Raw genomic sequence first — 19,115 nt, 5'->3', positions numbered from 1 at the left:
TGCAGGCAATGACCCACGGCGGCAAGTTGGCAGCGAAGGCTTTAGCCGATGCTGGGGTAGGAGCGATCTTTACCCTCAGCGGCGGGCACATCATGCCCATCTACGACGGCGCCCTCGATGAAGGCATTGAGGTCATAGATGTACGCCATGAACAAGCCGCCGTACACGCCGCCGACGCTTACAGTCGGCTCAACCCGGGCCGCATCGGCTGTGCTGTGCTCACCGCCGGGCCGGGTATTACCGATGGGGTAACCGGCATCGCCAATGCTTGGCGGGCCAACAGCCCCATTTTGGTTATCGGCGGGCAAGGACCATTTAACAATATGCGGCGCGGGTCATTGCAAGAAATGGACCACGTGTCCATGATTCGCCCTATTAGCAAATGGGCCGATGCCTGCTACGAAACCGGGCGTATCCCCGAATACATCGAGATGGCAGTACGGGCCGCCGTTACCGGAGTGCCGGGGCCAGCCTTTTTAGAGATCCCCATGGATGTGCTCATGGGGCCGGCCGACATCGAAACAACGTATTTTCCGCAAATGCGCACCACTCCGCCGCAAGTCGTACCTGACCCGGTTGATGTTGCCGCCGCCGCCCAAGTTCTGGCTCAAGCTCAACGGCCCATGGTGCTGGGTGGCACCGGGGTCAAGTGGAGCCAAGGTAGCGCTGCACTTACCCGTTTTGCCGAAGCCACCAATATTCCGGTGTTTCTTAACGGCATGGGGCGGGGGCAAATGCGCTCTGACCATCGGCAGTTTTTTAACCGGGTGCGCAAAGAAGCCATGAGCCAATGCGACGTGTTTTTGCTGGCCGGGTCACCTCTGGACTTTCGTTTGCGTTATGGCGCTTCAGTACCTGCCGACGCCACCATTATTCAACTCGAAATGGAAGCCGGACTGATTGGCCAAAACCGGTCGGCCCAGGTAGCGGTCGTCGGGAATATCGGGGCTTCGTTCGACCTCTTGCTGGCCGAACTTGAGGCCCAAGGTGCCGCCCCCGATTTCAGCGACTGGTCGGCCACCTTGCGTAGCCGAGAAAACGAAATCGCCGCCACCTTCGAAGCACAACTGACGTCGAATGAAAGCCCGGTCGACCCCCTGCGTTTTGCCGCCGAGATACGTGACTTCATCGACGAAGACACCATTCTTATTGGCGACGGTGGCGACATTGTGGCGCAAGTAGCCAAAGTGGTGCCGGTGCTGCGAGAAAACTGTTGGATGGACCCCGGCCCCTTAGGCACCTTGGGGGTGGGTATGCCGTTTGCTTTGGCCGCTCAACACACTTTTCCTGATCGTCGGGTGCTCATTGTGTACGGCGACGGGGCTTTTGGGTTGAACGGCTTCGAATACGACACGGCGGTGCGGTTTGGCTTACCCATTGTGGGCATTATGGGCAACGATGCCGCCTGGGGCCAGATGTTGCGCCCTCAAGTAGGCCTGTATGGGGCTGACCGCAAGGTAGCGGTCGACCTGGCCGACACCCGCTACGACAAGGTGGTGGAAGCCTTAGGTGGGCACGGCGAATACTGTGAACGCCCCGAAGAAATACGCCCCGCCCTTGAACGAGCCTTCGCCTCGGGCAAACCTGCCTTAGTCAACGTAAAAATCCGAAAAGACGAAGGTTCCCCCAAAGGAAGCACTTACGTTTAAGCCGGCAGTCTTTGCGGTACCCTCAGTGTTCTCTAACGGCGACGTTTTTTATAAGGAACACCCATGAACACATCAACCACCGACCCCTATCAACTGGCCGCTGAAGCAGCAGTCGAACTCGCACTACGAACCGGGGTAGAACGCCACGACGTAGCCATCGTGTTGGGCTCTGGATGGGCCGAAGCGGCCGATGGCCTCGGCGACATTGTGGCCGATGTTGCTTTGGCGGACTTACCAGGTTTCCCTGCCCCCACAGTGTTGGGTCACCGCAACTTGGCTCGCTCGGTGGCGGTAGGAAACAACGCAGTACTGGTGCTCGGCGGTCGAGCCCATTTATACGAAGGCCACCCGGTCACCACGGTGGTTCACGGGGTACGCACGGCCATCGCTGCCGGCTGCCAAACCATTATTTTGACCAACGCCGCCGGCGGGCTAAACCCGGCATGGCCAGTAGGGCAACCGGTGTTGTTATCTGACCAACTAAACCTGACCGGCGATTCGCCCATGGCCGGGCCAGCGCCTTCTGGCGATCTACCGATTCGTTTTGTTGACCTCACCGAGGCTTACTCGCAACGCCTGCGTGACTTGGCTCGCCAAGTAGACGACTCGCTGCCCGAAGGCATTTATGCCGGTTTACTGGGCGGCGCTTTTGAAACCCCGGCCGAAGTACGCATGATTGGCAATTGGGGCGCTGACCTGGTGGGAATGTCGACGGTGCTTGAAACCATCGCCGCTCGCCACTTAGGTGCCGAGGTTCTGGGCATTTCGTTGGTCACCAACGCCGCCGCTGGCACCAGCGACGAACTGGTAGACCACGAAGACGTGCTGCACGCCGCCGCAGAAGCCGGGCCCCGCATTGTGGCTTTGCTCCGCGGGGTTTTGGAACGCCTGTGACCGATGCGGTGCGGGCTTTAGCCCAACAGTGGCTGGCGGCCGACCCCGACCCGCAAACCCAAGAAGAAATTAAGGTGCTCTTTGCGGGCCCAGCAGCGGACCTAGAACAGCGCTTTAACGGGCGTCTGGCTTTTGGCACTGCTGGTTTACGCGGCCCTTTAGCGGCCGGCCCGCAAGGCATGAACCTGGTCCTGGTGCGCATGACCGCAGCGGCTATCGGCCAGCGTTTGTTAGAAGAACACGCCGACCCACTGGTAGTTATCGGCTACGACGCTCGACACAAAAGCGAAGTGTTTGCTGAGGATTCCGCCCGAGTGTTGGCCGCCTTAGGTATCCGTAGTTGTTTGCTGCCCGAAGCGCTCCCCACCCCGGTGCTGGCTTTTTCGGTGCGGCACCTCAAGGCCGACGCCGGCATCATGGTCACGGCCAGCCACAACCCTCGCCAAGACAACGGCTACAAGGTGTATTGGGCCGATGGGGCGCAAATAAACACCCCGATTGATGCTGAAATCTCAGCCCACCTCGATGCTCTGACACCAGACGTCGCCTTAGCCAACGAAGACCATGCGTTGATTTTCCGAGATGCTGGTGCGCTTAGTGCGGCCTACGTGGCTTACGCCGCTGGGGGAGTAGCGCAAAATAGTGCCGCCAACCTTTCGGTGGTTTATACCCCAGTCCATGGGGTAGGCCGAGTAACCCTAGAAGCTGCTTTTGCGTCGGCCGGTTTTGCAGCCCCGATGGTGGTGGCCCAACAAGCCGACCCCGACCCCGACTTTTCTACCGTGGAGTTCCCCAACCCCGAAGTGCCCGGCACCTTAGACCTGGCCTTAGCTTTAGCCCAAGATGAACAGGCCGACTTGTTGTTGGCCAACGACCCCGATGCTGATCGGCTTATTGCTGGAGTGCCGCAAGATTCTGGATGGCGAGTATTTACCGGCAACGAAATAGGGGCATTGCTGGCCGAACACGTGTTAAGCAAAGGCCAAGGAGCAGACCGTTTGGTGGCGACCACCGTGGTGTCGTCTCGTCTGCTGGCCGCTATCGCTGCCCACCATGGAGTGCATTACGCCGAAACTTTGACCGGGTTCAAATGGATCGTGCGCCCCGGGTTAGCCAACCCCGACCTGCGTTTTGTTTTTGGCTACGAAGAAGCCTTAGGTTTCGCCATCGGTGACCAAGTGCGAGACAAAGACGGGATTACTGCCGCTTTGATATTTGCCGAAATGGCCAGCCAGGCAGCTGACCATGGCCGCACCGTGGTCGACTTGCTGCATGCTTTGTGGGAACGCCACGGGGTGCACCGCACCGGCCAAGTAACCCGACGCTTTTCTGGCCACGAAGGTGAGGAAATAATGGCTGGTTTACTGCAAACGGTACGGAGTGGGCCACCAAAAACTTTAGCTAACCGACCGATAACCGAGCTTGTAGATTATGCCACCGGGGTCAATGGTTTGGCCCCCACCAACGCTTTGGCTTTGACCATGGAGGGGGCCCGTTTGGTTATACGCCCCAGTGGTACCGAACCGTTGTTGAAAATCTATGGCGAGGTGATTGAACCCGTCGCCGCTGGTAAGGCTAAATCAGCCGAAGCAAGCGCCGACCAAGCCTTGTCGGCTCTTTTGTCGGCGGCCAGTGGCTTATTAAGTGGTGAATCTCCGGATGAAAGGCCAGACTGTTAACCATGGCGTGTACAACCGATAAACCTCTGTCTTTGGCGACCTCGGTTGACCAGGTGGCTCTAGAAGCCCGAGCAAAGTCTCTCACCACCCGGTCAATTAAAACGACCAGCAAACGAGCGGCCCTGCACCTGAGTATTCGCTGTATGGACTTAACCACCTTAGAAGGGGCCGATACCCCGGGCAAGGTGGCTTCCTTGTGTCAAAAAGCCATTCGACCCGACCCAACAAACTTGGCTGTGCCGCCGGTAGCGGCGGTTTGTGTGTACCCCGAAATGGTGGATTACGCCGTAGCGGCTACCGCAGGTACCGGAGTCAAGGTAGCCAGCGTGGCTGGGGCGTTCCCCAGCGGGCTCTCTCGGCTAAGCGTTCGCCTTGATGATATTTCTGATGCCGTGGCTCGCGGTGCCCACGAAATCGACATCGTATTAAACCGGTCAGCGTTCCTTACTGGTGACTACAACTTAGTTATGGACGAAGTAGCGGCCGCTAAAGAAGCCTGCGGTGACGCTCACCTAAAGGTGATTTTAGAAACCGGAGAACTCGGCGGTTACGACCAGATTCGCCGCGCTTCTATGTTGTCAATGGCCGCCGGTGCCGACTTTATTAAAACCTCCACCGGTAAAATCCCCAAAGCTTCTACCTTGCCGGTGGTGCTGTGCATGGCCGAAGCGATTCGTGACCACGCCGAAGCAACCGGCGAAATCATTGGGCTCAAAGCAGCGGGTGGTATTCGTACGGCCAAACAGGCTTGGCATTATCTGGTGGTTATTGGTGAAACTTTAGGAACCGATTGGCTCACCCCTGACCTTTTTCGTTTAGGAGCTTCCAGCCTGCTTAATGATGTGCTGCAGCAACTGGGCAAACTTGATACCGGCCGATACTCCGGCCCCGACTACGTGACGGTGGATTAATCATGACCACAGAAAAATTTGACTTAGATTACGCTCCGGCTCTTGAATCAACGGCGGTAGTCAACATTGCCAAACAATACGGTTTGTTCGTTAACGGTGAGTTCGTTAAAGCTCGGGGCGGCAAAACCTTCGCCACCATCAACCCAGCGACCGAAGCCCACTTGGCTGACGTTGCCGAGGCCTCAAAAGCAGATGTAAACAAAGCGGTCAAAGCAGCACGCCACGCTTACGAAACCACTTGGCGAGACATGCCGGGCCGCCAACGAGCCCGCTACCTGTACCGCATCGCCCGCCAACTACAAGAACGAGCCCGAGAATTTGCGGTGCTCGAAACCCTTGACGGCGGGAAACCCATCACCGAAAGCCGTGATTTCGACTTGCCCCAAGCGGCGGCGCATTTCTTTTATCATGCCGGTTGGGCCGACAAATTGGACTACGCTTTTCCCGGGCGAAAGGTCACCTCGCACGGGGTGGTGGGTCAAATAACCCCCTGGAACTTCCCCATGATGATGGCCGCCTGGAAGTTGGCTCCCGCTTTAGCCACCGGTAACACCGTGGTATTCAAACCCGCCGAAACTACCCCACTCACCGCTTTGCTGTTGGCTGAGGTGCTCCAAGACGTTGACTTGCCTCCCGGGGTAGTAAACATCGTGACCGGCGCCGGCGCCACCGGCCAAGCCTTGGTAGACCACCCAGATGTAGACAAACTGGCTTTTACGGGGTCCACCGGGGTAGGCAAAATGATTCAACGAGCCGCCGCCGCTCGCCGCTTGCCGCTTACTTTGGAACTGGGTGGGAAAGCAGCCCACATTGTCTTCGACGATGCCGCCATCGACCAAGCGGTAGAAGGTGTCGTAAAAGGCATCTTCTTTAACCAAGGTCACGTGTGCTGTGCCGGGTCACGGTTGCTGGTCCAAGAGTCCATCGCCGACATGTTTATTGAAAAACTTAAACGTCGCGTTGACTTGCTGCGGGTCGGTAATCCGCTGGACAAAAATACTGATGTGGGGGCCATTAACTCGGCGGCCCAACTGGGGCGCATCGCCGACCTCGTAAAGGTTGGGGTGAGCGAAGGTGCAGAAATGTACCAACCTGAATGTACTTTGAACAAAAAAGGCTTCTGGTTCGCCCCAACAATTTTCACTGGGGTGCAACAAAGTCACCGTATTGCTCAAGAAGAGATTTTTGGCCCGGTGCTGTCGGTGCAAACCTTCCGCACCGCTGACGAAGCGCTACAAAAAGCCAACAACACCCCGTTTGGTTTGTCGGCCGGCGTTTGGACCGAAAAAGGTTCCAAAATTCTTTGGATGGCCGACCGCCTCAATGCCGGGGTGGTGTGGGCCAACACCTACAACCAGTTTGATCCCGCCAGCCCCTTTGGCGGTTACAAAGAAAGCGGCTTCGGTCGAGAAGGTGGCATGCAGGGGCTTTCAGCCTATGTACGCACCGATACCGGAGGTCGGTCATGAACGAGCATCTTCCGGTAGACAAAACATTCAAACTCTTTATTGGTGGGGCATTTCCTCGCTCGGAGTCCGGCCGCACCTTTGCCGTGCGTGACGCCAAGGGCGCCCTGTTGGCCAACGCTTCGCAGGCTTCGCGTAAAGATCTGCGTGAAGCAGTACGGGCCGCCCGAGGAGCTCAAGAATCGTGGGCAGGTCGCACCGCCTACAACCGTGGGCAGATTCTTTACCGGGCCGCCGAAATGATGGAAGCCCGGCGCCCCGAGTTTGTGTCGGTGTTGCGCCAAATAGGGGTGACCCCAAAAGCGGCCAGCAAACAAGTAGACCAAGCCATTGACCGCTGGGTTTGGTATGCCGGGTGGGCCGACAAAACCCACCACGTGTTGGGCACCGTGAACCCGGTTTCTGGCCCGTATTTCAACTTCACTTTCCCAGAACCCACCGGGGTAGTGGGGGTTATGGCTCCCGATCAGCCTGCTTTGCTGGGTTTGGTTTCTCGTTTGGCTCCCATCATTGTGAGCGGCAACACCGCCGTCGCAGTTATTGAAGGCCCGGCCTCTTTGGTGGCTATCACCTTGGCTGAAGTGCTGGCCACTTCTGACTTGCCGGGGGGAGTGGTCAACTTGTTGACCGGTCAAAAAAATGAACTGTTGCCGTGGATGATGGGCCACCTCGACATCAACGCCGTGGATCTCACCGGGGCCCCCGAAGACCTCGACCCTGAGGTTTTGGAAGCAGCAGCAGTCAACGTGAAACGCACCGTGTGGGGCGACCCGGTAGCGGAAAGCCCTTACGCCATTGCCGATTTCTTAGAGATGAAAACGGTCTGGCACCCTATAGGCAAGTAGTTAGCCTTCTTTGGCGATGCGGTCCACAATGAGGGGACGAACCGCTGGAGCATTTTCGCTGATACTGAGGGCTCCCTCCAAAGCAGCGAGTGCCGGGTCAAAACGGTCAGCATCGTCGCTGTGAAGTTCTAACAAGGGTTGGCCGGCTTCTACTTTGTCGCCAGGCTTAGCTAAACACATGACGCCAGCGGTGGGGCTAACGGGGTCTTCTTTGCGGGCCCGGCCGGCCCCCAGACGCCACGCCGCTACCCCAACGCTGCGGCAATCTAAACGGCTCAAATAACCCGATTCTTGGGCGACTACTTGCTGCTGATGCTCAGCGACCGGCAAACCAGCGCTCAAGTCGCCTCCTTGGGCAGAAACCATTTGCTCAAACACTTCTAATGCCGCACCGGAGGCCAACACCTCGGCTGGGTCAATGTCAATGTCTACTAAGGCCAGCATTTCTCGGGCTAAAGCAACGGTGATTTCGATAACGTCGGATGGGCCGCCACCGGCCAGTATCTCCAAGGATTCGGTGACTTCTAGTGCATTGCCGGCCGCTCGCCCCAATACGGTTTCCATATCGGTGAGCAAAGCCACGGTACGCACCCCGTGATCTTCGCCGAGGGCCACCATGGCTTCAGCCACTTGGCGGCCTCGTTCAACCTCGGGCAGAAAAGCCCCGGCACCCACCTTGACGTCCAGTACCAGAGCGCCGGTACCTTCAGCAATTTTTTTCGACATGATAGAACTGGCGATGAGCGGAATAGAACTCACCGTGCCGGTGACGTCACGCAAAGCGTAAAGACGCCGATCAACGGGGTTGAGGTCGCTGGTGGCTCCGGCAATGATGCCGCCGACTTCACGCAGTTGGGTGACCATTTCTTCAAGAGAAAGCGAAGCCCGCCAACCGCTAATGGCTTCCATTTTGTCGAGCGTGCCCCCAGTGTGTCCCAAACCGCGGCCAGATAACTGAGGTACGGCGGCCCCGCAAGCGGCGACCAGTGGCACCAGGATTAACGAAACTTTGTCGCCCACCCCGCCAGTGGAGTGTTTGTCTACCGTAGGTCGGCCTAAGTCGCCGAGTTGTAAAGACGCCCCAGAGTTGATCATGGCCCGAGTCCACACGCTGAGTTCATCGGGTTCCATGCCTTGAAAATAAATAGCCATAGCGAGAGCCGCCGCTTGTTCGTCGGCAATGGTTTCGCCTTGGGCATAGTTGCTAATAAACCACTCAATTTGCTGGTCGCTTAAACGATGCCCGTCCCGTTTAGCAATGATGATGTCAACTACGTCCATGGTTTCCGCCTACGAATTGTTTGAAGTGTTTAAATCTTGAGGGATGAAAGGGTCGGCAAGGAGTTCCAAAATATTTTTGGGTCCGCCCGGGCCATCCACCATGAGTTCTTCGCCTCCCGCTTCGAGCAGCAACTGGCGGCAACGTCCGCAAGGAGCCAAGGGTTGGCCAGCGGGGTTGGTGGCTACCGCGGCTACCAACTGCCCGCCACCCGTGCGATGCAAATCAGAGACCAGTCCGCATTCGGCACACAAGGTCAGTCCGTAGGAAGCGTTTTCTACATTGCAGCCGGTTACCAGACGCCCATCGTCGACCAGGCCAGCGGCCCCGACCGCAAACTCCGAATAAGGGGCGTAAGCCTGTTGGGCGGCTTGGGCTGCGGCAGCACGTAAGGCAGGCCAGTCAATAGTGGTCATGGGTCGAATCCATTCTTCGGTCAAGAGGGAGAGTCATCCTAGTGGCATTAACTCCATGCTGACACCGCTAAATCGGCGAGAGGAAAAATATCGCCGCTGGTGTCGGCGGGGGTTGTTTGATTAAGACGGTCTTGACTTAGCGGAGTAAATGCTTGGGCGGCGGCAAAAGACTGTTGGGCGGCCGTGGGGTCGCTTGGGGTACAAAAAGCATGCACCCCCGGTACCGACAAAGCAAAGTTCACACTATTTTGAATGCCTTCTGGCGTGCGATGAGGTTCGTACCAACTCAAGGCATCAGGTTTACGGTCGCCCCAAGGGCGCCAAGCGGTGGCTTTGATAATCATGACCCCCACGTCTCGCTGGGCGCAGGTCTCAAGAAGCGCTTCGGCATCGGCCCGGTAAGTGTGGTTGGCCCATAGGTGAGCGTTAAGCGGAAACATCACCGTGTCAAGGTCGTAGCGTTCTACCGCTGCTTGCTGGGCTTTGGGGGTGCCTAGGTCATGGCCGGTGATGCCCACAAAACGAATAAGCCCTTGGTCGCGGGCTTCAAGAATCACTTGAAAGGCTTCGTCCCGGCGGTCGAGTTCTTCCAGCGAGGTCACCCCATGGGCTTGGTAAAGGTCAAGGTGGTCAACCTGTAAACGAGTCAGCGTTTTTTCCAATCGAGAAAGAGCCCAATCTCGTTCGGTTTCGGCTGTTTTAGCAGCCACAAAAAGTTGATCCCGTACCGCCGGTAAATGCGGCCCAATGGCCCGTTCGGCATTGCGGTAGCCCGGAGCAATATCTAAATGGTTGAGGCCGCACGCTAAAGCTTCTTGAAATAATGGCTCCGCAGTTTCTGGCGTGTCAAGAGCGAAAGCCGCCCCACCCAACACCGCCAAACTGCTGTGGTGCCCGGTACGTCCCAACCGTCGTGTCTCCATAACTGAAACCTAGTCTCCCCAAGGTGAAACATGGGGTCTGGCCCCATGTTTCACCTTGGGGGCGCTCTTTTTTAATGGAGGGGATGAGTAAGGGTTAGTGCCCCCAAGAGTGGGGCGGCTTGTGGCAGTATCTAGGCCGTGAAACGTACGCTGATAATTGCTTTGACTTTTGTCCTGCTGGCTTCTGCCTGTGGCGGTGAAGAAACCACTGCTCCGCCGACCACCACGGTGGGGGACCTCTTCGCCGACTCCCAAGCATCGCCTACTGTGCCGCCGCTGGAAGTCCCCGGGTGGGAAAAAATAGAACTCCCCGAAGCCCGAGAAGCAGCAGAAGCTTGTGTAGCGAGTGCTCGTCCGCCCGAAATAGTGCTCCCCGACGAAGGCCCTGAAACAGTCATGGTAGAAGCCGGCGATTCGCTTGGGAAAATCGCTGAACGTTTCGACAGCACCGTTGATGCGTTCATGCGGGCCAACGCATTAAACGACCCCAACAAACTCCGGGTTGGACAAATGCTGCTTATTCCCCGAGAAAGAGAAGACGAAGTAGAAGGCCAAGTGGGCCCCGCTATCACCATGGAAGAAGTCAACTGCGTTATCAGCGCTGGGGTGGACGCTTATGGGCCCACCGGAGAGCCCACTGGCACCACAGGAAAAATCGAAATCGCTATCACCTGGCCCCGCATAGAAGGCCCCCGAGAAGCCCCCCAGGTAAATGGGCGACTGCTGGGCCTCACCCAAGGGGCAGTGAACGAGTTTCTTGACGACGCCATTAGTTCCGTCGAAGACAACGGTTACGCCTGCCGAGAAGGAGTAACCGGCCGATGCGTCTGGCTTGAACACGAATACGAAATTCTGCTTTCCAACGACGAATTGCTCAGCATGCGCAACACGGTCAGTCAGTTGGTGTCCGGAGCAGCAGGAGAATCAGCAACCATCCGTACCGAAACCTTCGACCTGTTCACCGGCGAACCGCTAAGCATCGTTGACCTGTTTGACCCCGAAACCGACTGGGTGGAAGCAGTATCGGCCGAAGCCATCACCCGGCTTGAGTCCGAGCCTTGGGTTGACGAACGTCGCTTCACCGGTGCCTCGCCAGACACCATCAACTTCACCCTCTACAACCTCACCCAAGGCGGCTTGGTGCTTTCCTTCGCCCCCTACTCAGTCGGCGGGTCGGGGTCAAACACGGTATCTATCACCATCCCCTACAGGTCACTCGAGGACTACTGGGTGCCCAACGGTTTAGTGGCCGACCTGCTGGCCGCTATTGAGTAGGCATGGTTTCTCCCGTCAAGGGTCAACAAAAAAGCCTCAGTCAATTAGTGAAAGTTCTTAAACTTGAAAAATAGTAAAGGAACGTCGCTGACCTTGGTGGACTACGGTTTGGGGCTTTATGTGCATGGGGCCCCAGTAAACGGTTTCCGGTGTATACCCGAGGCAATGTGGGGGAGGTTTATCCCGAAGTGGTGTTCCCCTTTAGCGCTTCAATATCAACACTCATAAGCAACGACCCGGCAGTAGAGGCGTTAGAAGAAACCGGGGTTCTGAGTAAACGAGAGAACCGAGAAAACGCTGACGTGCATATGGGGGTATTCGGCGGCTACAACTACATGAACTTGTCGGTGTCGCGTGTTCTGGCGGTGCGCACGCCAGGGGTAACGGTGGAAGAAACCGATGCTACTTTTTTGGGCTCCGAAGGGCTTGCCCCGCTTACCGACCCCCGCGGACCCCGCTTTTTGTACCCGTAGAAGCGGTGGTGGTAGATGTAGGCGGGCAAATGAGTCACGCCATTATTGTTTCTCGAGAACTCGGTTTGCCCTGTGTGGTGAGCGCCACCGATGCCACCAAACGCATCCCCGAGGGAGCGCTTATCGAAGTTGATGGGGCCGCCGGCACGATCACCGTGCTTGAAATTTAGTTTTCTTGTTTGAGGCGTTCAATGCCGTGGGTGGGGAGCCCGGCGTCGGCAAAGCGCTGGTAAAGCTCAAAAAAAGCAGGCCCGAAAGGGTCAACCCCGGTAAGGGGCATAGCAGCGCGGACAATGGTGAAATCAAATGGAGCGAGCTCGGCGGCTTGGGCAAAGTATTTTTGCGCCGTTTCGTCTTGCTGGTTTCTTTGGGCGTGGACGGCGAGGCGAAAATGAAGATGGGCCAGTACTTCGTTTTCGCTTAGCTCGGTTACTTGGTGGCTGGCGTCAGCAGGCAAGTTCCCGTTGAGAATCCAGTCACTTACTTGTTCCATGTGATCAGCGCAGGAAATGCCAGTGAAATCAATAAACATGTCGCAACCAAATTCGGTGGCGTTGGGTCGAACGATCTGATCGTGTTCATCTATCCACAAAACAGTGGGCACATTAGTAATGGCATAGAGCTCAGCTAACTGATGTTCCGTGTCAACTAACACCGGATAAGTGATCCCTTCTGCTAAAGGAATGACCGCTTCGATGTTCTCATCGAGGGCAACGGCGATGACCGTAAAATTGTTCCCCGCCAAGGTTTGGTGAAGTTCCTGCCACCCGGGCAGGTCAAATGCGCATCCTCACCAACTGGAAAAAGCCACCAAAAGACGCCGGGTGCCCGACCATTCGGTTAACTCTCGGGAAGCGCCGTCAAGGTCTCGCAAGGTCACGTTAGGAACCTGCCTACCCACTAAAGCATTTTCTCGTTCTTCAGCGGGGGAGCCAATAACGACCCACTGGTTCTCGGCGTCGACCAAGGCAGGTCGGTTTAGTTTTTCTGCAACGGCGAGCAGATCGAGGCCATCGTCGGTCATCAAAGATGCTGCATCTGGCACGGGGATACAAGAAGAACCTTGGCAGAGGCCTTCGGGTTTGAGTTTCCAACCTAATATTTCATCAAGAACGCTGGGCTTAACCCAGGGCTTTTGGTCTTGCCAACGGACTTCAACAGCGCTTGTCCAGTCGGCCAAAATGGTGGTTTCTTGAGATTCGTGCATGGTGATCCTTTGCTACGGCTAAAAGCCAAGGTAACGCATGGGGCAAGAAATAAAAAATCTGACTGACCCGATAAGAAATCAAAAGGAGCAATAGGCCAGACTTACCTCATGGCAGACACTGACCCCATCCACAAAACGGTGACCGATTGGCATCAGTACCTTTCAGAAAAAGGGGCAACGTCGCTAGAAGACCTCTTGCACCCTGATGTAGTATTTTGGTCGCCAGTCTTATTTAAGCCCCAAGAAGGCCGAGTACTAACCATGATGTACCTCGAGGCGGCGGCCATGGTTTTTCCGGGCGGTGCGCAGCCTGAGGCATCTGAAGAAAGCTCAGTCGCCAAAACGAGTTTTCATTACACCAAAAAAATACTTGACGGGCATCATGCCGTTTTGGAATTTGAAACTCAAATGGGTGAACTGCAAGTCAACGGAATCGACATGATCACCTGCGATGACCAAAGTCTCATTACCGAATTCAAGGTGATGATTCGACCATTTAAAGCCATTGAGGTAGTGCGCGACCGCATGATGGCCGCTTTGGGCTAAGCGTTGGTGGCTTGAAACTCAGTCATAAAATCGGTTAAGGCAACAACGCTTTGTTGGTCCAAAGCGTTGTAGACGCTGGCCCGAATGCCGCCTACGTCGCGGTGGCCTTTCAGGTTCACCATGCCAGAAGCTGCTGCTTCGGCCACAAACTGTTTTTCTAAGTCTTCGCTAGGCAAACGAAAGACAATGTTCATATGAGACCGACTGGCGGCATCAACCGGTGACCGGTACCAGCCTTCGCTTTGTTCAATGGTGCCGTAAAGCAAATCGGCTCGAGCGGCCGATCGCCGCTCGAACTCTTCGAGTCCGCCTGCTGCTTGCATCCATTTCAACACTTTGCCCATCACGTAGATAGCAAACATGGGCGGCGTGTTGGCCATGGAATCGGCTTTGTCGTGGGTGCGGTAATCCATGTAAGAGTTAAGAGTGCGTTCGCTGCGCCCCAAAAGTTCTTTACGTACTACCACTATGGCCAAACCGGCCGGGCCAAGGTTTTTCTGGGCGCCGCCGTAAACCAGGTCAAAACGGTCCCAGTCAATAGGGCGGCTCAAGAAGTCGGAACTCATGTCGGCCACTAAAGGCAGATCCACGGTGGGGTATTCGGGAAAACGAATGCCGCCGATTGTTTCGTTGGTGGTGATGTGCAGGTAGCGAGTGTCGGGGCGCAGGTCAAAGTCGGCGATAGAGGGCATGCGGGCGAATCCTTCGTCGGCCCCCGTCCATGCTTGGTAGGCCTCGCTTACTAATTGAGCGTCGGCGAAAGCTTTTTTACCCCAGGTGCCGGTGGTCAAGTAGGCGGCACTTTCTTGAGGTGCTAAAAGGTTCAACGGCACTTGAGCAAATTGCAGCGAAGCGCCGCCTTGCAGAAACAAAATACTGAAATCTTCTGGCACCTGAGCCAGAGAGCGAAAATCAGCCAGTGCTTCCATGTGTACAGCGTCATAAGCAGGGGCCCGGTGGCTGCTTTCGATGATCGACATGCCAGTGCCGCCAAAGTTCAACATTTCGTCACGGACTTCTTCCAACACAGAAACCGGCAAAGTGCAGGGTCCGGCGCAGAAGTTGTGGACACGGTTAGCGGTGGTCATGGGATGCTCCCTTAAGTGCGCTCTAGCCGGCGGTTTTGCGGGCCAAAGGTCACGGTTGTAACACAGTCAGGGTATCGCAAAGCACTTAGGGGAGGGCGGTTCGCCGCTCAATGGCTGGTTCGAACACCGCGGCCGTGCGTTGTGCCGCCTCAAGCAAGACGGTGTTGTCGGCGCTCGACGGCTCGTCAATGCCCAGCAAAGCGATCTCGTAGGTAGAGCGGTCAACCCATGTGGGGTAGTAGCTGGCCTCAGCAACTACCAGGTGGCCGTCGTTGTTTTCTGCAATATCAAGCCACACCATGACCCCGTCTTGGGTGGCTGGCGGGCATTCGTTGCAGCGTCGTCGTTGGTCGCCGGGCTGGTTAGAAAGAAAATTTCCCATACCCACCACGGCGTATTTGCCGTTTTGGATAATGACCGGTTGGGGGACGTGCGCCCCATGGCCGATGATCAGATCAATACTGTCTGAGGCCAAAAGAGTGGCCGTTACCTGGTTTTGACGGTCGGTAAGAGCGCTGACGTATTCGTCTCCCCAGTGGATGCTGACCACCACAAACTCCGCCCCATCGGCTCGAGCATTTTCTGCCGAGGCCATGACCAAATCAGGGTCAAGCGAAGCCACTAACCAAGCGGGGTCGGTGGGCAAAGTAGCCCCGTTAAGCAGGTCGGTAACGGAAAGGTGGGCCACCGTTACCCCGTTGGCTTGGTAAAAGGCTGGCCCGGCTTGTTCAGGCGAGGTAGCCATTCCCGCCGCTCCGATGACGGCATTTTCTAGGTGGTTCAAGGTGCTGGCTGCTCCGGAGGTACCGGCATCCAGACTATGGTTTGATGCGACCGAACACCCGTCATAGCCGGCTTGGCTTATGGCTTGGGCGAGTTCAAAAGGCACGCTAAACCCGGGGTAATAAGACAGGTCTGAATTGTCGGCCGAAAGTGGGGTCTCGAGGTGGCAGAGTGCCAGGTCGGCTGACTGGAGCACCGGGGCCACTCGAGAAAACATGGGAGTAAAATCCCATTGGGTGCCGTCGGTTGATCGGGCGGCATCGGCCACGTATTCGTGTACTAAAAGTTCGCCACTGGCCACCAAAGTAAAAGACCGAGTCTCAGGTGTTTCTTCAACCAGCGAGGTGGTGCTGGTGGTCGTTGCTCCCTGATTTTCTGCGCCTTCTCTGGTGGTAGGTGCGGCATCAAAAAAAGAAAAGGCCAACAGGGCAAAGGCCCCAAGGGCAAGCAGTTGGGTCAGCCGCCAAGCGATTTGGCGTTCAAGGGGCGGGGTCGCCGGTGTCATGTTTGATCTCGAAGCAGCGGCACCCCGGGGCGAACACTTTGGTCATTAACCCCGTTGCGTCGAACGATTTGACCATTTACTAAGACATGGTGAATGCCGGTGGATTCTTTACCAGGGTCGGCCACCGTGGCGTTATCAGTTATTGTTTCTGGAGAAAAAATAGTAATATCGGCAACTGCTCCGGCTTGAAGACGCCCTCGCCGACCGAGGTCGGTGCTGGATTTTTCTAACAGTTGGGCTGGTTGGATGGTCATGCGAGACAGGGCATCAATCAAAGTTATGACCTCTTGTTGGCGCACATAGACTCCTAAAACGCGGCTGAAGCAACCAGCAGAACGGGGATGGTTGTTGTGGTTGGGGCCCAAGATGGCATCGGAGCCGATCATTACCCAAGGGGCTTTTAGCGCAGTGGTGATGTCTTCTTCGTCCATGGCGAAGGCAATGGTGAGGAGGCTTTTTTCTCGAATCTCTGGCCATTGCCCTGCGGTTACCCGTTGGTTGGTGCCCGCTACCTGTAGGTCGTTGTAGGTGATGCCGAATTTTTCTTGAAAGTTGGTAAAGCGTTCGGTGCCGGCCCCGGTGGCCCAAGAGGTATACGGGTAGATGCAGGCGGTAATGGCCAGGCCTTCTTGGCGACCGGCTTCAATTTGGGCGATTGCTTCGGCCATGCGCCCCGCCCCGCCGGTTGAGTTGAGGTGATCAATATGAACTGCGCAACCGGTTTGTCGAGCAATGTTGATCACCTCTTCAACGGCTACTTCTTGCAGCTTTGGGTCGCTGGTTTCGCCAGTTCGCAGGTGAGGGCAGAGTGGGATGTTGAAACGAGCGGCTAACTCGCCGTGGGCTAGCATTTCGTCGTAGGTGACTCCCAGTACGTATTCGGGTTGTTCGTGAATGCCCAGTGCACCATTTTGGAGATCCTTTTCGGCCAACGCCACAATGTCTTGAATGGAAACATCGTCAACCTTGCTGAGGTATTCAATGCCGGCGCCGGTCAGGGTCCGGTGGCGAGCCTGATCGGTGGCCCCGCCGTAGTTCACTGGAGGGTTAACGTCGCTTACTTTGTCGAGAAAATCAAGCATGGGGTTATCGATGCCGTGCAAACAAAGGTTGCTGGTAACCCCGTCAGAAATTTTAAACCATTCCCCGTAGCCATTTGGTGGGTAAGAGAGCAGGTCAATAAACCCTGGCGAAACGACCATGTTGCTGGCATTCAATGTTTGCTGCCCGGTGAGGGGCTTTGGCCCAAGGTAGGTAATGACCCCACCATCAATGCCCACTTCGGCCGGGGCATCAAAGCCACTGGCAGGGTCAATGACTCTTCCGGCGGTTATGACGGTGTCAAAAATATGGCCAACCGGGTCAACGACTGCTGCGGGGTCAAAGACCGGCGGTGCAGAAATGGTTAATGGCGATGTGGGGGTAGGAGGGACGGTTGAGGAAACTGGCTGAGCGGATGAAGGCGTGCCTGGGGGAGTGTCGGGGGAGGCTTGGTTAGGAGAGAGTCGCCGGAGGAGGGCTAAGTTGGCTGCCCCAAAGCCAAGTCCGACTAGAAGGCGCCGACGTCCTAAGGCTTTTTCTCCTTGCGGGGTTTCCGGGGAAGGGTTTTTTTCTTCGCTCACAAGGGGCGACGTTACCGGGCAAAAGCCGGCCGGTGGTGGCGCTGCGGTCTTTGATTCGTTTGAAGAAAGTACGGTGGGCGTATGAACTTGCGGGTGCTCTCTTCGTTTGGGGTGTTCGGCCTTCTTGTCGCGGGGTTTTCTTTGGTGGCTGTGTTTACTTCGGGTAAACAAGAAATGATTATTCCGCAGGTTTCGGTGGTGCCAATTTCTGCGGTCTCGCCGGTACTGGTAATGGATGCTTCGGTGCCTCGTTCGGTATCGGTGTACAACGGGCTGGGGGCATGGGTTGACTCGTATGATTTGGACCCGGTTTATGTGCAGAGCCCTACGGTTACCTCGGAAGACCCTAAAGAGATGAAGGCTTTTGGGGTGAATACGGTTTTTTTGCAGGCTGCTCGTTCTGATGCTCGGGCTGCTTGGCCGACCACCGACCCTTGGTTGCTGGCGGAGTTTTTGTTGGCAAGCCACCAAGTCGATCTAGAGGTAGTGGCTTGGTATCTGCCGAAATGGTCAGCCGACGATGAAGACCTCAAGCGACTAACGGCGTTGTCGGATTTTTCCGTCTTGGGCCAGCGTTTTGATGGTCTTGCGGTAGATATTGAATGGAATAGCGATGAGATTTCTTCTGAGGTGCGGTCGCTGCGTTTAATTAAATTAAGTGCCGACCTGCGGGCTCATGTGGGGTCAGATCCGTTGGGGGGCATCGTTATGCCTCCGGTATTGACCGATGAAATTAATCAAAAGTTTTGGCCGGGGTTCCCTTGGGAAGAAATTGCTCCGTTTTATGACGTGTGGATGCCTATGAGTTATTGGTCGTTTCGCACTGAAGAGCACGCAGACCCGCTTTATTACAGTGGGGAGAGCATTCGGTTATTGCGTAGTCATCTTGGTGACCCAGCGGCGGCGGTGCACGGCATTGGGGGCATCGGGGCAGCAGACGGCACCGATTTGCCTGACCCGGGTGAGCCGTTGGCCAGCGTGGACGATCTTGAGGATTTTGTGCTTTCCTTGACCGAAAATGATGCGGTGGGTGGGTCAATCTATGATTGGGCCACCATAGGGCATCAAGCTCGAGGGCGTTTGCAGGAACTTTTTGCTGCCTCATTTAACTGACCCCGGCTCGAGGAGTTGCGGCGCAAGACCCAAGCATTTTCGGCAGAGATCATTTAGTGGGCCAACTGCTTGGTAGAGCTGTTTTTGGTGGTCTTTTGTTGAGCACAGGGTGAAGGTTTTTCCTTGGCGGTCCACCAGATGGAGTAAGCCTTTGGTGGTGCCGTGGCAAAGCACTGGGGTGACGATTCCGACAATCCTCCAGTCGGGGGGTGCCTGCCAGGAATCGAGGCAAGCTAAATCGAAAAGGGGAGAAAGCGTTGGTGCGGGGAGGGTGCCGCCGATGAGGTAGAGCCCGTCTAGGTGGGCAAGGGTTGAAATGAACGGCGGCGGGTTGACCATGGGTGCCTTTAGGTAAGAGTATTAAAGGCGTCCGGAGCAGGCCGCAAAGCATGAACCCATTTTGCCTGAGGGGTGTGACAATGCTGAACCAGAGATTGCGTT

At 56.2% G+C, this 19,115-nt stretch carries 18 protein-coding genes and 1 pseudogene; 10 read left to right on the top strand and 9 right to left on the bottom strand.

Going from position 1 to position 19,115, the window contains the following annotated elements; genetic code table 11:
* Positions 1-8: 8 nt before the first annotated feature.
* The 6 genes from EYQ49_10170 (at position 9) to EYQ49_10145 (ending at position 7,444) form a co-directional block, all read left to right on the top strand.
* Positions 9-1,649: an acetolactate synthase gene (locus tag EYQ49_10170; protein HIG26228.1), complete on the top strand. Its 1,641-nt coding sequence runs from the start codon at positions 9-11 to the stop codon at positions 1,647-1,649.
* Positions 1,650-1,712: 63 nt separating this feature from the next.
* Positions 1,713-2,543 carry a purine-nucleoside phosphorylase gene (locus tag EYQ49_10165; GenBank protein ID HIG26227.1) on the top strand — a complete coding sequence of 277 codons (831 nt, stop codon included), beginning with the start codon at positions 1,713-1,715 and terminating at the stop codon, positions 2,541-2,543.
* A complete protein-coding gene (locus EYQ49_10160; GenBank protein ID HIG26226.1) occupies positions 2,540-4,222 on the top strand; it encodes a phospho-sugar mutase in 1,683 nt (560 codons plus the stop codon). The genes EYQ49_10165 and EYQ49_10160 overlap by 4 nt, the downstream gene beginning before the upstream one ends.
* Positions 4,223-4,224: 2 nt before the next feature.
* Entirely contained in the window at positions 4,225-5,133 is a 909-nt protein-coding gene (gene deoC, locus EYQ49_10155) for a deoxyribose-phosphate aldolase (GenBank protein HIG26225.1), read from the top strand.
* Between the two features lie 2 nt (positions 5,134-5,135).
* Entirely contained in the window at positions 5,136-6,602 is a 1,467-nt protein-coding gene (locus EYQ49_10150; protein HIG26224.1) for an aldehyde dehydrogenase family protein, read from the top strand.
* Complete coding sequence (locus EYQ49_10145) at positions 6,599-7,444, top strand: aldehyde dehydrogenase family protein (GenBank protein HIG26223.1); 846 nt, start codon at positions 6,599-6,601, stop codon at positions 7,442-7,444. Before EYQ49_10150 ends, EYQ49_10145 begins: the two co-directional genes overlap by 4 nt.
* Here EYQ49_10145 and EYQ49_10140 read toward each other — a convergent pair whose 3' ends face one another.
* Genes EYQ49_10140 through EYQ49_10130 form a run of 3 tightly spaced genes read right to left on the bottom strand, consistent with a single transcriptional unit; the run spans position 7,445 to position 10,062 of the window.
* Positions 7,445-8,725, bottom strand: coding sequence for a thymidine phosphorylase (locus tag EYQ49_10140; GenBank protein HIG26222.1), 1,281 nt, complete (start codon positions 8,723-8,725; stop codon positions 7,445-7,447).
* 9 nt (positions 8,726-8,734) lie between these two features.
* Positions 8,735-9,139 (bottom strand): cytidine deaminase, encoded by a 405-nt coding sequence (locus EYQ49_10135; protein HIG26221.1) that lies wholly within the window; start codon positions 9,137-9,139, stop codon positions 8,735-8,737.
* A 47-nt stretch (positions 9,140-9,186) separates the two neighbouring features.
* Positions 9,187-10,062: an aldo/keto reductase gene (locus EYQ49_10130; protein HIG26220.1), complete on the bottom strand. Its 876-nt coding sequence runs from the start codon at positions 10,060-10,062 to the stop codon at positions 9,187-9,189.
* 396 nt (positions 10,063-10,458) lie between these two features.
* Here EYQ49_10130 and EYQ49_10125 point away from each other — a divergent pair, with 396 nt between their 5' ends.
* Together EYQ49_10125 and EYQ49_10120 are read left to right on the top strand one after the other, a co-directional pair.
* Complete coding sequence (locus tag EYQ49_10125; protein ID HIG26219.1) at positions 10,459-11,337, top strand: LysM peptidoglycan-binding domain-containing protein; 879 nt, start codon at positions 10,459-10,461, stop codon at positions 11,335-11,337.
* A gap of 308 nt (positions 11,338-11,645) precedes the next feature.
* Positions 11,646-11,980 (top strand): annotated as a pseudogene (locus EYQ49_10120) (hypothetical protein).
* Here the strand turns inward: EYQ49_10120 and EYQ49_10115 are convergent.
* On the bottom strand, positions 11,977-12,555 hold the full coding sequence (locus tag EYQ49_10115; protein HIG26218.1) for a thioredoxin family protein: 579 nt from the start codon (positions 12,553-12,555) through the stop codon (positions 11,977-11,979). The pseudogene EYQ49_10120 and the gene EYQ49_10115 overlap by 4 nt on opposite strands.
* A gap of 45 nt (positions 12,556-12,600) precedes the next feature.
* On the bottom strand, positions 12,601-13,017 hold the full coding sequence (locus EYQ49_10110; GenBank protein ID HIG26217.1) for a hypothetical protein: 417 nt from the start codon (positions 13,015-13,017) through the stop codon (positions 12,601-12,603).
* Positions 13,018-13,143: 126 nt separating this feature from the next.
* Between EYQ49_10110 and EYQ49_10105 the strand changes: the two genes are divergently transcribed.
* Entirely contained in the window at positions 13,144-13,563 is a 420-nt protein-coding gene (locus EYQ49_10105; GenBank protein HIG26216.1) for a nuclear transport factor 2 family protein, read from the top strand.
* Here EYQ49_10105 and serC read toward each other — a convergent pair.
* From serC to EYQ49_10090, 3 genes are all read right to left on the bottom strand, one after another.
* A complete protein-coding gene (gene serC, locus EYQ49_10100) occupies positions 13,560-14,651 on the bottom strand; it encodes a 3-phosphoserine/phosphohydroxythreonine transaminase (protein ID HIG26215.1) in 1,092 nt (363 codons plus the stop codon). The two genes, EYQ49_10105 and serC, sit on opposite strands and share 4 nt — an antisense overlap.
* An 85-nt stretch (positions 14,652-14,736) precedes the next feature.
* Positions 14,737-15,939, bottom strand: coding sequence for a CapA family protein (locus EYQ49_10095; protein HIG26214.1), 1,203 nt, complete (start codon positions 15,937-15,939; stop codon positions 14,737-14,739).
* Complete coding sequence (locus EYQ49_10090) at positions 15,936-17,561, bottom strand: aminoacylase (protein HIG26213.1); 1,626 nt, start codon at positions 17,559-17,561, stop codon at positions 15,936-15,938. The genes EYQ49_10095 and EYQ49_10090 overlap by 4 nt, the downstream gene beginning before the upstream one ends.
* Positions 17,562-17,642: 81 nt before the next feature.
* Between EYQ49_10090 and EYQ49_10085 the strand changes: the two genes are divergently transcribed.
* On the top strand, positions 17,643-18,674 hold the full coding sequence (locus EYQ49_10085) for a hypothetical protein (GenBank protein ID HIG26212.1): 1,032 nt from the start codon (positions 17,643-17,645) through the stop codon (positions 18,672-18,674).
* On the opposite strand, the gene EYQ49_10080 is transcribed toward EYQ49_10085, so the two are convergent.
* Entirely contained in the window at positions 18,663-19,013 is a 351-nt protein-coding gene (locus EYQ49_10080) for a hypothetical protein (protein ID HIG26211.1), read from the bottom strand. The genes EYQ49_10085 and EYQ49_10080 overlap by 12 nt on opposite strands.
* Between the last annotated feature and the right edge of the window lie 102 nt (positions 19,014-19,115).

Source organism: Acidimicrobiia bacterium (assembly GCA_012959995.1).
Classification (GTDB): Bacteria; Actinomycetota; Acidimicrobiia; order Acidimicrobiales; family MedAcidi-G1; genus MedAcidi-G2B.
Note: the sequence above shows the minus strand (reverse complement) of the source record. Positions and strands in the feature narration are given on the sequence as shown.